Genomic DNA, 14,372 nt, shown 5'->3' with positions numbered 1-14,372 from the left:
AGAAAAATGGATATAAAAGCAGAAGTAATTGAAATTATTGAAGAACTATTTATGGAAGATGTGTCAGACATGATGGACGAGGATTTGTTTGATGCGGGTGTCCTAGACAGTATGGGAACGGTCGAGCTGATTGTTGAGTTGGAAAACCGTTTTGACATTCGCGTGCCAGTGTCAGAGTTTGGCCGCGATGACTGGAACACAGCCAATAAAATCGTTGAAGGCGTAACGGAGCTTCGCAATGCTTAAGCGACTCTGGCTGATTCTGGGGCCGGTTTTCTGCGCTATGGCCATGGTTGCCCTGCTCTTTTTCTTCTATCCGCTTGATAAAAAGCATGATATAGAAGCAGAGAAGCGCTCAGCAGTGACCCTGACAGCAGAAAACTTCAAAAGCCGCAGTAAGAAAGTGACAGCCTTGACCGATAAGAAGATGCGCTTTGTGCCCTTCTTTGGATCTAGCGAATGGCTGCGCTTTGATAGCATGCATCCGGCAGTGCTGGCTGAGAAATACGATCGCTCCTACCGGCCTTATTTTCTAGGCCAGCGCGGGGCGGCATCATTTAATCAGTACTTTGGTATGCAGCAGATGTCCTCTGAGTTGGAGGGGCAAACGGCGGTCTATGTAGTGTCGCCCCAGTGGTTTACCAAGACTGGCTATGATGCTTCGGCCTTTCAGCAGTACTTTAACAGTGATCAGCTGACGGCCTATCTGTCTCAGCAGCAAGGAGATGCGGCGGCGCAATATGCAGCCCAGCGCCTCCTGCAGCTCTATCCAGATGTTGCTATGGCAGAGAGCGTGCAGAAGCTGTCTGAAGGGAAAAAGCTGAGCAGCTTTGAAGAGCGTCATATTGAGATGATGGCTCATCTTAATGAGCGCCAAGATGCTTTTTTTAGCAACTTTGCTGCCCTCAATAATGAAAACTATGACCAGCGAATTTTGCCTTATATGGCTGATTTGCCAGACACCTTCTCCTATCAGGCTTTGGAAGAGATTGCTACAGCAGAAGCCAAGAAGAAGACCAATAACAATCAATTCGGCATAGACAATCAATTTTACAAGACCCGTCTGGCCGGCAAGGTTGCCAAGCTCAGAGGTTTTCAAACCAAGCAATCTTATGAAAAATCTCCTGAGTACAACGACTTGCAGCTGGTTCTGGACCAGTTCGCCAAGTCAAAGACCAATGTCATCTTCATCATTCCACCGGTCAATTCTAAGTGGATGGAGTATACAGGACTCAGTCCAGAAATGTACCAGCGAACAGTGGCTAAGATTCGTTACCAGCTGGAAAGTCAGGGTTTTACCAACATTGCTGATTTTTCTAAGGACGGCGATAAGCCTTACTTCATGCAGGACACTATTCACATGGGCTGGAATGGCTGGCTGGCCTTTGATAAGGCGGTTGATCCTTTTGTAGCCAATCCACAGCCGGCGCCAAACTACCAGATCAATGACCGCTTCTTCAGCAAGGAATGGTCTCAGTATACTGGCAAACCAGAAGAATTCAAATAAGGTTGGGACTTTCCAGCCTTATTTTTATAAAGGAGGAAAGATGAAGATTCGTTTGTCCCAAATAGAAGATATCCCAGCCATTATGGCGATTTATGATGTGGCCCGTCAGTTCATGAAAGACCAGGGCAATCCGACTCAGTGGGATGGAGGCTATCCTAGCGCGAGTTTGATTGAGGAAGATATTGTGGCTGGCCATTCCTTTGTTGTCGAGGAAGAAGGGCAGCTGGTCGGCACCTTTGCTTTTATCATTGGAGAAGACCCGACCTATCAGGTCATCGAAAAGGGAGCCTGGCATTTTGTGGAGCCTTACGGCACCATTCACCGCATCGCCTCGAACGGGCAAGTCAGAGGGTTATCCCGTCAGGTCTTTGATTTTTGCTGCCAGCAGATTCCCTACTTGCGAATCGATACCCATACGGACAATCAGCCTATGCAGGCTGCTGTCCTGAACTACGGCTTTAGGGAGTGCGGCATTATTTATGTGGCTGATGGCAGCCCTCGCCTGGCTTATGACTATCATCAATAAAAAAATCTGCTCAAGGGCAGATTTTTTAGGTTATATCAAAACATACTTTTCTACAGCTTCCGCGACCCCGTGCTCATTGTTGCTTTTGGTAACGGCTTTTGCCTCGGTTTTGACTGCTTCGGGGGCATTGCCCATAGCGACTCCAAGTCCAGCCAAGCGCAGCATAGGAAGGTCATTGAAGTTGTCTCCGATTGTCATGACCTGCTCTAGAGGCACTTGATAGTGCTGGGCAATTTCGTATAAGGCTTGCTCCTTGGAGACATGCTTGGCCGTGACTTCCATGTAGTTGTCCTTAGAAAGGTAGAAGGCTGTCTTGGGAAAGTCTAAAGTCTGCAGGTAGCCGTAAAGTTTCTGGATGACAGGCGCTTCATCAATGAGGAGTAACTTGTGAGCAGGCATTAGAACATCCAGCACTGGCATTAGTACATTCTGAATTATCGGCTGCTCACCTGTAATCTCTGCCTCTATCTGCACCCATTTATCCAGACGATCAGCAATCCAATCCTTGCCAGAGTAGAGATTGATGGACACGCTAGGAAATTCAGCCTTGACCAGTTCTAGAAAAGTGCGGATCTCTTTCTTGTCTAGAGGGTGCTCGATAATGGTCTCGTAAGCTTGCGGGTCACCCTTGATGACCAGAGCGCCATTGTAGCAGGCTAACGGATTATCTCCCAGTCCCAGCTCACGCGCAATCGGCTCCATGCCTAGAGGAGAGCGAGCAGAAGCGAGAACGAAAGGGATTTTTTCTCGGCTTAGCAGGGGAATCATGTCCTTGAGTTTAGGATCTACTTGATGCTGGTCATCCAAAATGGTGCCGTCAATGTCGCTGATAATCAGGCGAATCGCTTGTTTTGTCATGGGTCGTCCTCCTATGTGTCTAATGGATCGATTTAATAAATTATTTTAATCTTGTCTCCGATTAATTCTTGGACTTCAGGGCTGGGCTCTTGGTCCGTAATCCAGTAGTCAAAGCCGCTGACAGGGCCTAGGATGTACTTGGACTCTTTCTGCCATTTGTCTTGCTCAGCCAGCAGGATTTTAGTCTTGGTGTGCTTTAAAGCCAGTCTTTTCAGGTGAGCATCAGCCTCGTCTTCAAAACTGACCAGACCGTCAGAGACACTGGCTGCCCCTATAAAGGCAATGTCAAAGGAAATTTGCTGCAACAGCTCTGCTTCATTGAGCGCGTAGTAGAATCGGTTTTTGGGATAAAATTTCCCGCCTAAGAGGTGAAAGTCCACTTTGTCCTGACTGCTCAGCATGATTGCATTATCCAGAGAATGGGAATAGATTGTCATAGGCTCCTTGATGCGCTGAGCCAGATGGAGAACGATGGTTGAGACATCAAAGAAAGCAATCTGCTCCGGCTTGAGAAAGTCATGAGCCTTCTGAGCAATAGCCTTTTTTTCTTGACTTAGTTGGTTGATGCGGTCGTTAAAGGAGGGGATTTGCCGGCTAGTATCCAGCGGGATAATACCTCCGTGGGTGCGCTGCACAAGCCTACGCTCGCTTAAAATTGAAAAATCTCGCCGAATAGTATCTTTAGAAACCTGAAAATGCTCAATCATATCCTTGGCTGACAGCTGTTTTTTCTTAGCCAAGAGCTCTAAGATTTCAGCTAAGCGTTGTTCTTGGTACATACTTGGCCCTCCTTGCTTTTCTAAATAGAGTATAACACAAGAAATAAGTTTTTACAAGTCTTTTTAATTATTTATAAGTTTTTTAAAAAAATACATTGGAGAAAATCAAAAAACCGAGCAAATCTCGGTTTTCATGAATTATAATAATCGAAATATGTTTTTCAATTAAGGTGTTTGGATATTGACAGATCCATCGCTGCCGACCTTAACATCAACGCCGCCGCCTTGAACATGAACGCCATCTTCATTTACGCTAACACCAGCGTTGTCAGTTTGTACGTTAGCACTACCGTCTCCGTTAGTTTCAACAGAAGCATCGCCGCTTTCGTCATCACCATTTACATTAACGCTGGTATCACCGCCGTTTACGTTGACTTTGGCACTACCGCTTTCTTCAGATGTGCTGCTAGAGCTTGTCTTAGCTTTAGATGAAGAAGATACGCTTGAGCTGGAACTTGAGCTTTCTTCAGTCTTCTTATCCGCAGAATTTCCGCAAGCCGCCAAAAAGAAAAGTGCAATTAGTGGTAATAAAAATAAAGAAATTTTAGATAATTTTTTCATCTTACCCCTCCTTCTAGTATAATATTAAACAAATATTTCATTTGAAGCAATGAAAAACCGGATTGATACATAAATAACATACTCTGTTAATAAAAATGTTACAAAATATATGCAAAATAATTAGAAAAGACATAGACTTTATAAGCTTTTCCACGATTTCCTGCTTATTCAGCATGTAATTGTTTTGTAACACAATTCTTGTCCGTGAGAAGGAGAAAAATAACATTTTTGCAACATTTCTTTTCCTCTGTAAATGGAGAAATCATGCTATAATCAACCTATGTTATCAAGAGATTTTCATAAACTAATCGAGACAGACACAGTTGCAGCAGCGCGAGCTTTGCTAGGTATGCAATTGATTCTAAATGGCCAGAAGCTAGGCCGAATTGTCGAAACAGAAGCCTATCTAGGAGGTCAGGATAGTGCCTGTCATTCTGCTGGAGGGCGCCGCTCCCCTAAGAATGAATCCATGTATCTGTCAGCTGGTCACTGGTATGTCTATCAGATTCATGGCCATCAGATGCTGAATCTGGTGACCAAGGCTGAAAATGTTGCTGAAGCCGTACTGATTCGAGCCTTGGAGCTGCCGGATGGCCGACTTTTAGCTAACGGCCCCGGCAAGTTAACCAAGTATGCTGGGATTGATAAGCGCTTTGATGGACAGAGTTTAGCGACTTCCAGTCTGCAATTAGCCCATGATCTGACTCCCAATCAGATTGCCAGCCGTTCGCGGATTGGCGTGACCTGCACAGATGCCTGGCGGGAGGAGCCCTTAGGCTTTTATGTGGCCGGCAATCGTCATGTCTCAAAAGTGCCCAAGCGAGGCCTGCTGGATGATGAGGACACTTGGAAGAAGGAGTAAAAGATGAAGAAAACAGAGATTTTTGAGCAAGTCGTAGAAATTATGCGAGAGGATTCCTCTACAAAGAAAGACATCATGGGTGCAAATCCCGAGGAATATCGAGTGCGTATCACAGACCAGATGAGCCAAGAGGACTTTCTTTACCAGATGCATTGTTATATAGCCAGTTTTGGGATTTTGTCTCATGTTTGGTTTGGGCTTAAGGAAACGCAACCGCTCGGATTTAAGCTAAGATACTACCAAGACAGCCTCTGCGTCCTGCAGGCAAATAGTGACACGGGGCTGAAACGTGGAGACCAGATTCTAGCCTTGGATGGGAAAGCCTTGCCTCAGGTTTATCAAGAGCACAAGGATTATTTTGTCAGTTCCACACCAGAGCGACAGCACAAGGAGTGGGCTTATTTTGTGGAGCATGCCGGAGAAGTTACAGTAGTCCGCAATGGCAAGGAAGAGCAACTGCATGTTCAGCCAACCGCTCACCCAAATAAGTCACCGCAGTTTGAATGGCGCAATCTTTCTGAGGACATCGTTTATCTCAAGTTAGAAGATTTTACGGATGAGGCTGCTATCAGTCAGCTATATGCAGACAGTCAGGCAGCAATTGAGCAGGCCAAGTATTTAATCATTGATGTTCGAGTCAATTATGGCGGGACGGACTCGCTTTATTATCCACTTTTCAAATATACTCTCCCTCAGGGGAAGGCTTTCAGTGACTTAGATTTGCCGAGCGATGATGGGATGGAGATTCTCTACACTGATAGAAATGTTGATTTGCGTCAGCAACTGATGCAAAATATCCTAGAAGATCCAAACTTGTCAGCAGAAACTCACCAGATTCTCAAAGAATTTCTAAAAGAGTTGGAAGAGAATCGGGGAAAAGGTTATGTCCTTTATGGCGATGAGGATAGCAATCAAAACTTTCTGCCAGACGTCCTAGGCCTAGCTCGACCTGAAAAAGTCTTTGTACTAGCAGATGTTACCTGTGGGTCTTCAGGTGATAATTTTGTTGATACTATGAAAAAGATGCCCAAGGTTACGGTCCTAGGGCGTCCGACTATGGGAATTTTAGATTATTCCAATTGCTGCGTGAAGGATTTTGGTGACTATGAGCTCCTGTTTCCCACTTCACGTGACACTAGAATTGATCAAGGAAAGGGCATGAATGACAGGGGAGTTGAACCGGATATCTTGATTCCTTGGACACCAGAGCACTTAGAGCGGGATGTGGACCTGGAAGAGTGCCTCAACTATTGCAAAAACGCTTAGGATTTCTAAGCGTTTTTTCGTCTATATTATATCTTGTCAAACTTCTCAATGTAAAAGAGTGTTAGTGTCACGATGGCAGCCAAGCCAATGAGAATGAGGATGGCTGGAGTCCATGAATGGAATAAATCAAAGCTGTATCCAAAGAGACTAGGTCCAAAGGCGGCCAGAATATAACCACCAGTCTGGGCTAAGCCAGATAGCTGAGCGGTTTGCTCAGGAGTACTGGTTTTGAGCGAGAAAGTAACCATGAGGTAGGGGAAGAGGGCGCTGACGGATATACCGATTAGCAGATTGAGGATGAACCAGTAGACAAAGGAATCTGTCTTGACCAGCAGCATACCTAGACCAACCATACCAGTTACAGAAAAGAGAGCAATCATTCCTAAGCGTTTTTTAGCGGATAGACGCGTTGTCAGACTAGGTATCGTCATAGCCAGAGGAAGACTGATAAAGGAAAAGACAGAGGCCAAGAAACCAGTAGCATCATTGGAAAGTCCAGCCAACTGCCCAAGAGTCGGTAGCCAAGTGATAGCCGTATAAAAGAGTAAGGACTGCAGGCCACCGAAAACAATCAGAGCCCATACTCTAGGATTTTTTAGCAGGGAGCCCATTTGCTGCTCGCGGTTTTTACTAGTCAGTTTGTGATTGTGCCGGCTGTTGGGAAGCCAGATTAAGCAGGCCAGTAAGCAGATGAGGGTCAGGACGAGAATCAGTCCTTTCCAGCCAGCTAAGCGAACAATAGGCGCAGCCAAGGGAGACATGACTGAGATGGCCAGTCCCATAGAAGTGATATAAAGCGTGGTTAAAAATCCAATTTTCTCTGGCTGATTGGCCTGAATGACATTAGGCAGGAGCACATTTAAGACGGCGATAGCAGCCCCTAGCATGATTGTACCTGCATAGAGTAGAGGCAGGTTAAAGATACGAATAAAAGAGCCCAGAGTCAGCACAATCATGGCTATGGTAAAGAGCTTTTCCAGACCGACCTTTTGAGCCAGGCGTGGGGAAAAGGCTGAGCAGAGGGCAAACATGATCAAGGGCAGGCTAGTCAGCAGTCCCAGAGAGTTGACGGGAACTTGCAGCCCCTTGGCAATATCGCCCAGAACAACGGGCAGCACTGCAAAAGGCGCCCGTAGGACAACCCCCACCATCAGAATGCCTGGAAGTAAAAATTTCGAATGTTGCTTTTTCATAAAGTAAAGTTTCCTCCTATATAAATATCAAAATAAAATCAGTCCATCAAATCCAGAAAATACTGGCTGATAATTGTTTCTGGCAATGTTTTCTTCTGCTGGAGCCACCAGCTGACCGTCTCCACAAAGGTAGAAGTCACGTAATTTCTCAGAAAGGGCTCTGGTAGCTGAGATTTTTTTCGCAGGAGCTGTTCCTGAATCATCGGAAAGAGATAGTTTTCCAGCTCAATCTTTAAGCGATTGGTGAAATAGATATTTTTCGAAAGCAGCAAGGTTGCAATCTTGTCCTGATTCTTTTGGAAATGCTTGAAAATGTGGGTGGTTGCTTCAAAGAGATCCTTGCCGTCGTCGCGTTCAAGAAAGGTATGCTGAAAGAGGTCTTGGCAAACCTCCTCCAGCAAGGCTTCCTTGGTATCGAAATGGGCATAAAAAGTCGACCGGCCAACGTCTGCCAGGTCGATGATTTCTTGCACGGTGATGCTTTCATAGCTTTTTTGATGCAGCAGGCTGATAAAAGCTTGGTAAATAGCTGCGCGTGATTTCTTGACTCGTCTGTCCATAGCGTTTCGGAACAAAAGAGCAGGATTGTTCAGTAACGGACAAAGCCCCTCAATTGCTTCTTGTTTCCTTTCTGAGAATAAGGGATAATAAAGATGAAGAAAACTGAACAAGGTGTTCCGTTTTGATTACATTATACTATAAATTTTGCTAAACTGAAAGGAGGCTGCCGTGAAATCTAGTAAAAATATGACCATTGCCTTTCTGTTAAACTTTTCCTTTGCCATTCTTGAGTTTATCTTTGGCTTTATGTTCAATTCCAGCGCTGTACTAGCTGATGCCGTACATGACACAGGAGACGCGATGGCTATCGGACTCTCTACCCTTTTTGAAAAAATTTCTAATAAAAAAGAAGACAAGAAATACACTCTGGGCTACAAGCGTTATAGCCTTTTAGGAGCCCTGCTGACCTCGGTCATCTTGCTGGTCGGCTCAACCTTGGTGATTATCGAGAATGTACCCAAGGTCTTTGCGCCTGAAAAGGTCAATTATGACGGCATGCTGGTGCTGGGTATCTTTGCCATTATAGTCAATCTAGCAGCCAGCAAGGTGGTAGGCCATGGTCATGGACACAGTCATAATGAGTCCATTCTCAGTCTCCATTTCTTAGAGGACATTCTGGGCTGGGTGGCTGTTATTCTAGTCTCTATCGTTTTGCGCTTTACCGACTGGTATTTTCTAGATCCGCTGCTTTCCTTACTTATTGCAGGCTTCATCCTCAGCAAGGCCTTGCCTAAGTTCTGGGAAAATATCAAGATTTTTCTGGATCACATCCCAAGCGATATTGATCTGAGCCAGCTTTATCAGGAAATTCTGGCGGTTGAAAACGTTCAGGCTATTACTCAGCTCAATGTCTGGACCACAGACGGTTTGGAAAAATTTGCCATGATCCATATCTGTCTTGAAAACCCAGAGCTGCTGGCTGAGACCCAAACTATTCTGCGTCAAGAATTGCAAGCCTATGGCATCACCAAAATCACTATCCAGACGGATAGCAGCTTGGAAGAGCATGAAGAGTGGTGTTTAGGTGGGGAGAGTGATTTAAAACCTCATATTTAAATAGTACTACTGTAAACATATCTCTGCAGTCCGATATTTCGGGCTGTTTTTCGTTATACAGTCTAATTTCCATCACTCAACTGGTTCTTTTTTTACAATTTTCTTCTTATTTAATATGTCTTTTTCCCTTTCTGAAAATTCTAGCCTTTTTGATTTTGTGGTTTTTCTATAAAAAATAGACAAGCTGAGTACATTGTGCATTTTTAGATAGGTTTTACATCTAATAAAATGCAAATGCATTGACAATGCTTTTTCTTTAGCATATACTATTGGGTAGGAAGAAACAGGCAAAGCTTGCTAAGCCTTGTCCTGAAGCGCCTTTCCTAAGCATATCGACTACCGATTAGAAGAGGACAGATGCTGTCACACTGTCCATCTGAAGGTTGAAAAAGAAGCAGTAAAGGGGAAATTTCCTCAAAAAAAATTGCTTTTTTTATCCTCGAAGTAAAAAAACGCTTTAAAAAAGTGTCAAAAAGCTTGATATAACAAGGTTTTGTCAAAATTAAACATTTTTTTAAATGCAGTCATTTTTTTCGAGGCAAACCTGTTGACAAGTTGTCAATTATATCATATACTGTGATAGGTAAATGTTTTTTAAAGCAAATAAAGCTTTTGTTCCTAGCATTTCCTACCAAAATATGCATATCGGTAAAAAGAAAAGCCATAAGACAAGAATTCTTATCTTATGGCACTGGCTGCTTGATGATTCGGGTTAAACCAACTTCACACACACACGGTTTAACCTGCATCTAAAAGCATGAGAAATTTTTGCAAGAGAACTTGCTTTGTATAGTATTTAAGAACGCAAGAACAAATGTTTTTGGCATCTGCTTTTTTGCGCCCCTTTTGACAAATCTAAAACGCCCTTGTCAATCCTAGGATTGGTTTAAGGACTGTTTACTAGGTTTATCAAATGGAGATACTGCTCAAAGCATCTAACTTAAAACATTAAGTTTGGTTCTATTGGTAAATTTTCCATGTACTAGCCTAACTTAAAAAGCTTAAAGAAACCTTAAAGAAAACTTTAAGCGAGGGAGATTTTTTTAAGAAAGCTGTTATCTATTAACGCATAGAAAGAATTGAAGGATTTTTACAAAAAAATCACAGACAGGAGAAACAAATGGCACTAATCGCTATATTGGTTCAATTCAATCTGATAACGGCAGCTCAAAAAGAAGAAATTCTTCAAGATATGCCACAATCAAACATGCAGTTAGAGAGATATCTAATCAGCAAGGGCTATGTGACAGAAGAAGATATGCTGAAAGTCATGAGTTACTATTATCGTGTACCTCATGTCAATCTATCACAGTTTGTGATAGAAAAGGAAGCTGTCGAGAAGGTTTCAGAAAAAGTTGCTAAACGTCATGGATTGATTCCGATTGCCTTCACCGATGGAGAAACGGATGAAGAACCGAAATTAATAGTTGCAATGGCAGACCCAAGCAACTATATCGCCCTAGACGATGTTAAAATCGTCTCTAAGATGGCGGTAGAACCTTATGTAACTTTTCGGGATGATATTGAGAAGTATATCGATCAATACTATTCCAAAGGAGAAGAAGCCCAACAGGCAGCGACCGAAATCGAAGGTTTTAATGTGGATGAAGAGATCGTCGAAGAAGATCTAGAAATCAAAAACGCTCCGGTTGTACGTTTGATTGACTCGATTATCAGTCAGGCAATCAAGACGCGGACCAGCGATATCCATATTGAGCCCTTTGAAAAAGTTGTTCGTGTTCGTTTCCGGGTTGACGGGACTTTGGTGGAAAACATGCAGTTGAAAGCCAATGCTCACTCAGCCATTGCGACACGGATTAAGATCATGAGTGGTCTGGACATCGCCGAGCGGCGGATTCCTCAGGATGGACGGATTGAGACAACCATCGACGGCAAAGAAGTCGATATGCGGGTTTCAGTCTTGCCTACTGTATTCGGTGAAAAAATCGTTATTCGGATTTTGAGCCGGAATGCAACTCTCCTTAGTAAAGAGGAGCTGGGATTCTCGCCAACCAACCAGAAGCTCTTTGAAGATATTCTTAAGGCGCCAGAAGGCATTATCTTGCTGACTGGTCCTACGGGAAGCGGAAAGACAACCACTCTCTACACAGCGCTCCGTGAGCTCAATGATGTAGGAAAAAATATCATCACCGTTGAAGATCCGGTTGAGTACCGATTGGAAGGGGTCAACCAAGTTCAGGTAAATAACAAAGCTGGACTGACCTTTGCGAGTGGTTTGAGAAGTATCCTGCGTCAGGACCCGGACATCGTTCTCTTGGGGGAAATTCGGGACGAAGAGACAGCTAGTATCGCGGTTCGGGCCGCTATCACTGGTCACGTCGTTCTCTCGACTATCCACACCAATGACACAGCTAGTACAGTCAACCGTTTGGTCGATATGGGCATCAAGCCTTATCTGGTCTCAACGGCGACTGTCGGTATTATCGCACAGCGCTTGATTAAGCGTATCTGTCCTAAGTGTAAGACTGAGTACACTGTAGAAACAAATGAACATGCAGGTATCGGTATTCACAAGGGAGACACCTTGTATCGCGGACGCGGCTGCAACTACTGCAGCGGTACGGGATACTATGGACGTATTGCCATCCACGAAATCATGGCGGTGACACGGGAGATTAAGTCACTAATTAATGATGGTGGAACAACGTCACAGCTTCGAGCAGAAGCTAAGAAAAATGGTATGCGAGACTTGGCGGAGGAGGCCATTGATATCGCAAAACAGGGGACTACAACGATTGAAGAAGCAATGAAGATTGCCTTCAGTCTAGAAGGGGAAGTTTAGGATGAATTTGGATGAGTTAATTAAGCAGGCGATTGAAGCGGGTGCATCAGATATCCACTTCACGGTTGGCGCTGAGCCAACCATGCGTCTGCACGGGAGGTTAACACAACTCAACAATACAATTTTGACCAACGAAGACACGGTTCGCTTCACCAAGCATATTTTAAATGAGAAGCAGATTGCTCATCTTTTAGAAGTCGGTGAAGTGGACTGTGCCTATGAGGTCGACAATGGCTATCGCTTGCGGGTCAATATCTTTAAGCAGAAAAACAACTGCGGGATTGCCTTGCGGGTCATTCCCAAGGATATTCCATCTATGGAATCTCTGGGATTGCCACCAGTTATCAAAAAGCTAGCTGAGAAACGCCGGGGGCTGATATTGGTTACCGGGCCAACAGGAAGCGGAAAGTCAACGACCCTGGCAACCATGATCAACTACATGAACAGCTTGCGGGATGAGCACATCATCACGATTGAAGATCCGATCGAGTACATGCACACACATAATAAGTGCTTGGTCAACCAGCGTGAGCTGGGAGCGGATACGCAGAGCTTCGGAAATGCCCTACGCGGTGCCCTTCGTCAGGACCCAGATGTCATCCTAGTCGGTGAGATGCGGGATAAAGAAACGATTGAAATCGCTCTGCGTGCGGCGGAAACAGGTCACTTAGTCCTGTCAACCCTCCACACGGTCGGTGCCGTAAACACCATGGACCGGATTATCGACGTATTTCCAGCCGAGCAGCAAGAGCAGATCCGTGTACAGCTCTCCGCCGTTATGGAAGGGGTTGTATCGCAGCAACTTATGCGTACAGCGACCGGCAAGGGTCGTGTGGCTGCCTTTGAAATCATGCTGGGAACACCCGCTATTCGCAACCTCATTCGCGAAGGGAAGACCCACCAGCTGCTGACGCCAATCCAAACAGGGGCTCAGCTAGGCATGATTACCATGGACACTTCGCTCATGGGACTCTATCGTCGCAATGTCATCGATCAGAGAACGCTGCTGTCTTACTCAGTGGACCGCGCTCAAGTTGAAAAATCCCTAGGAATAGTGGGGTACTAGAGCATGACAGTATATGTTTGTAAATACTTAGACACTAGGCAAGGAGTCGTTACACTAGAGGTGGACGCGCCTAACCGGACGGACGCCGTCAATCGGATCCGTCTCAAAGGTAAGCCAATCAGTGTCGAAGAAAAGGTCATGGGCTCTAAGGAGATTGTCCTTTTCCAAAGTAAGAAGATCAAGCTCAAGGACATATCGCTCTTCTGTAAGCAGATGTCGGTTATGCTAAACTCGGGTATCCCGCTCAACAATGCAGTGGATATCTTAGAGCAGCAGACAGATGCCAAAAACTTGAAGGCAAGTCTGAAGGTTATCAGTAAAGGCCTGAAGGAAGGGAATCAGCTGTCCAAGGCTCTAATTGAGCAAAATGGTCTCTTTCCCGACCTCTTAATCCGTATGGTACAGGCCGGCGAAAAGACTGGTAAGCTAGACGAGGTACTGGAAAGAATGTCTGAGCACTATAATAAGGAGCTCAAGACCAGTCGCCAGATTCGTGGAGCCATGATCTATCCAGCGGTCCTTGCCTTTCTGGCAGTAGCTGCCACCTTGGTCTTGCTCTATGTCGTTATCCCCAACTTCTCGGGAATCTTTGAGCAGAGTGGTGTTGCCTTACCTTTGCCGACACGTATCGTCTTGGCAGCTAGTAACTTCGTTCAATCTTACTGGTATATCCTCTTTGGAGGGGTTGGGCTTCTAGTCTTCCTATTCCTGCGTTATCGCAGTACTGAGGCAGGACGCTACCAGCTGGACCAGCTCAAGCTCAAGATGCCAGTTGTCAAAGGACCAATGCAGAAGATTGTTACTGCTCGTTTCGCCAGCACCTTGGCTACTCTTACCAGTGCGGGTATCCCTCTGGTAGAGGCTATTGATTCGGCTGCTGCAACGACTAATAATGCTGTTGTTATTGACAAGCTGAGAATCGCCAATGAAGGTCTGCAAAAAGGGGAACGTCTAACGGGTATGCTGACCTCGACAGGTCTCTTCCCTCCAATGATGCTCTCGATGGTCAAGATCGGTGAGGAGTCTGGGTCTCTGGAGTCCATGCTGAATAAGACCTCGGATTTTTACGAAGAAGAGCTTGAAGCAGCTATCAAGCAACTGCTCTCGCTCTTGGAGCCGGCCATGATCATTATCATGGGTGTCATCATCGGAGGAATCGTTGCTTCGGTTATGTTGCCAATGTTTGAAATTGCGAATGCCGTTCAACAGGGCGCTGAAGCAAATCAATAAAAGATTATTAAATAAAAAGTTAGGATTCGCAGAGTACTTACTCTGCACAAAAAGTTAGGAAAACCGTTCTGATACTGGGAGTTTGTGGGGTCTCCCAGCTAGGA

At 45.0% G+C, this 14,372-nt stretch carries 14 protein-coding genes; 9 read left to right on the top strand and 5 right to left on the bottom strand.

The window, feature by feature from the left end; genetic code table 11:
* The first annotated feature begins 6 nt into the window (after positions 1-6).
* From dltC to MFP28_RS11265, 3 genes are read left to right on the top strand one after another with little or no spacing between them, the layout of a single operon-like run.
* On the top strand, positions 7-246 hold the full coding sequence (gene dltC, locus MFP28_RS11275) for a D-alanine--poly(phosphoribitol) ligase subunit DltC (RefSeq protein WP_002894204.1): 240 nt from the start codon (positions 7-9) through the stop codon (positions 244-246).
* Positions 239-1,507: a D-alanyl-lipoteichoic acid biosynthesis protein DltD gene (dltD, locus tag MFP28_RS11270; protein ID WP_002907572.1), complete on the top strand. Its 1,269-nt coding sequence runs from the start codon at positions 239-241 to the stop codon at positions 1,505-1,507. The genes dltC and dltD overlap by 8 nt, the downstream gene beginning before the upstream one ends.
* Positions 1,508-1,547: 40 nt before the next feature.
* On the top strand, positions 1,548-2,033 hold the full coding sequence (locus MFP28_RS11265; protein ID WP_002907571.1) for a hypothetical protein: 486 nt from the start codon (positions 1,548-1,550) through the stop codon (positions 2,031-2,033).
* Between the two features lie 30 nt (positions 2,034-2,063).
* Here MFP28_RS11265 and MFP28_RS11260 read toward each other — a convergent pair whose 3' ends face one another.
* The 3 genes from MFP28_RS11260 to MFP28_RS11250 all read right to left on the bottom strand — a co-directional run bounded on the left by MFP28_RS11260 (position 2,064) and on the right by MFP28_RS11250 (position 4,231).
* The gene (locus MFP28_RS11260) at positions 2,064-2,891 is read right to left on the bottom strand and encodes a Cof-type HAD-IIB family hydrolase (RefSeq protein WP_002907570.1); all 828 of its coding nucleotides are present in this window, start codon (positions 2,889-2,891) and stop codon (positions 2,064-2,066) included.
* 32 nt (positions 2,892-2,923) lie between these two features.
* Positions 2,924-3,670, bottom strand: a complete 747-nt coding sequence (locus tag MFP28_RS11255; protein WP_002907569.1) for a DeoR/GlpR family DNA-binding transcription regulator — start codon at positions 3,668-3,670, stop codon at positions 2,924-2,926.
* A gap of 165 nt (positions 3,671-3,835) precedes the next feature.
* The gene (locus MFP28_RS11250; RefSeq protein WP_002907568.1) at positions 3,836-4,231 is read right to left on the bottom strand and encodes a hypothetical protein; all 396 of its coding nucleotides are present in this window, start codon (positions 4,229-4,231) and stop codon (positions 3,836-3,838) included.
* A gap of 280 nt (positions 4,232-4,511) precedes the next feature.
* On the opposite strand from MFP28_RS11250, the gene MFP28_RS11245 reads away from it, so the two are divergent.
* Complete coding sequence (locus MFP28_RS11245) at positions 4,512-5,093, top strand: DNA-3-methyladenine glycosylase (RefSeq protein ID WP_032916126.1); 582 nt, start codon at positions 4,512-4,514, stop codon at positions 5,091-5,093.
* 3 nt (positions 5,094-5,096) lie between these two features.
* Positions 5,097-6,359, top strand: coding sequence for a S41 family peptidase (locus MFP28_RS11240; RefSeq protein WP_002907566.1), 1,263 nt, complete (start codon positions 5,097-5,099; stop codon positions 6,357-6,359).
* A 26-nt stretch (positions 6,360-6,385) separates the two neighbouring features.
* On the opposite strand, the gene MFP28_RS11235 is transcribed toward MFP28_RS11240, so the two are convergent.
* Both MFP28_RS11235 and MFP28_RS11230 read right to left on the bottom strand, forming a co-directional pair.
* Positions 6,386-7,552, bottom strand: coding sequence for a CynX/NimT family MFS transporter (locus MFP28_RS11235; protein ID WP_002907564.1), 1,167 nt, complete (start codon positions 7,550-7,552; stop codon positions 6,386-6,388).
* 38 nt (positions 7,553-7,590) lie between these two features.
* Positions 7,591-8,112, bottom strand: a complete 522-nt coding sequence (locus tag MFP28_RS11230; RefSeq protein WP_002907562.1) for a TetR/AcrR family transcriptional regulator — start codon at positions 8,110-8,112, stop codon at positions 7,591-7,593.
* A 169-nt stretch (positions 8,113-8,281) separates the two neighbouring features.
* Here MFP28_RS11230 and MFP28_RS11225 point away from each other — a divergent pair, with 169 nt between their 5' ends.
* From MFP28_RS11225 to MFP28_RS11210, 4 genes are all read left to right on the top strand, one after another.
* Positions 8,282-9,169, top strand: a complete 888-nt coding sequence (locus tag MFP28_RS11225; RefSeq protein WP_002907561.1) for a cation diffusion facilitator family transporter — start codon at positions 8,282-8,284, stop codon at positions 9,167-9,169.
* 1,120 nt (positions 9,170-10,289) lie between these two features.
* Positions 10,290-11,972 carry a GspE/PulE family protein gene (locus MFP28_RS11220; protein WP_002907555.1) on the top strand — a complete coding sequence of 561 codons (1,683 nt, stop codon included), beginning with the start codon at positions 10,290-10,292 and terminating at the stop codon, positions 11,970-11,972.
* 1 nt (position 11,973) lies between these two features.
* Complete coding sequence (locus MFP28_RS11215) at positions 11,974-13,038, top strand: type IV pilus twitching motility protein PilT (protein ID WP_002899359.1); 1,065 nt, start codon at positions 11,974-11,976, stop codon at positions 13,036-13,038.
* A 3-nt stretch (positions 13,039-13,041) separates the two neighbouring features.
* Complete coding sequence (locus tag MFP28_RS11210; RefSeq protein WP_002907553.1) at positions 13,042-14,268, top strand: type II secretion system F family protein; 1,227 nt, start codon at positions 13,042-13,044, stop codon at positions 14,266-14,268.
* Positions 14,269-14,372: the final 104 nt, after the last annotated feature.

The sequence above is a fragment of the Streptococcus sanguinis genome (assembly GCF_050234405.1).
Lineage (GTDB): Bacteria > Bacillota > Bacilli > Lactobacillales > Streptococcaceae > Streptococcus > Streptococcus sanguinis_W.
The sequence above is the reverse complement of the archived record's forward strand: the minus strand, read 5'-3'. Positions and strand labels throughout refer to the sequence as shown.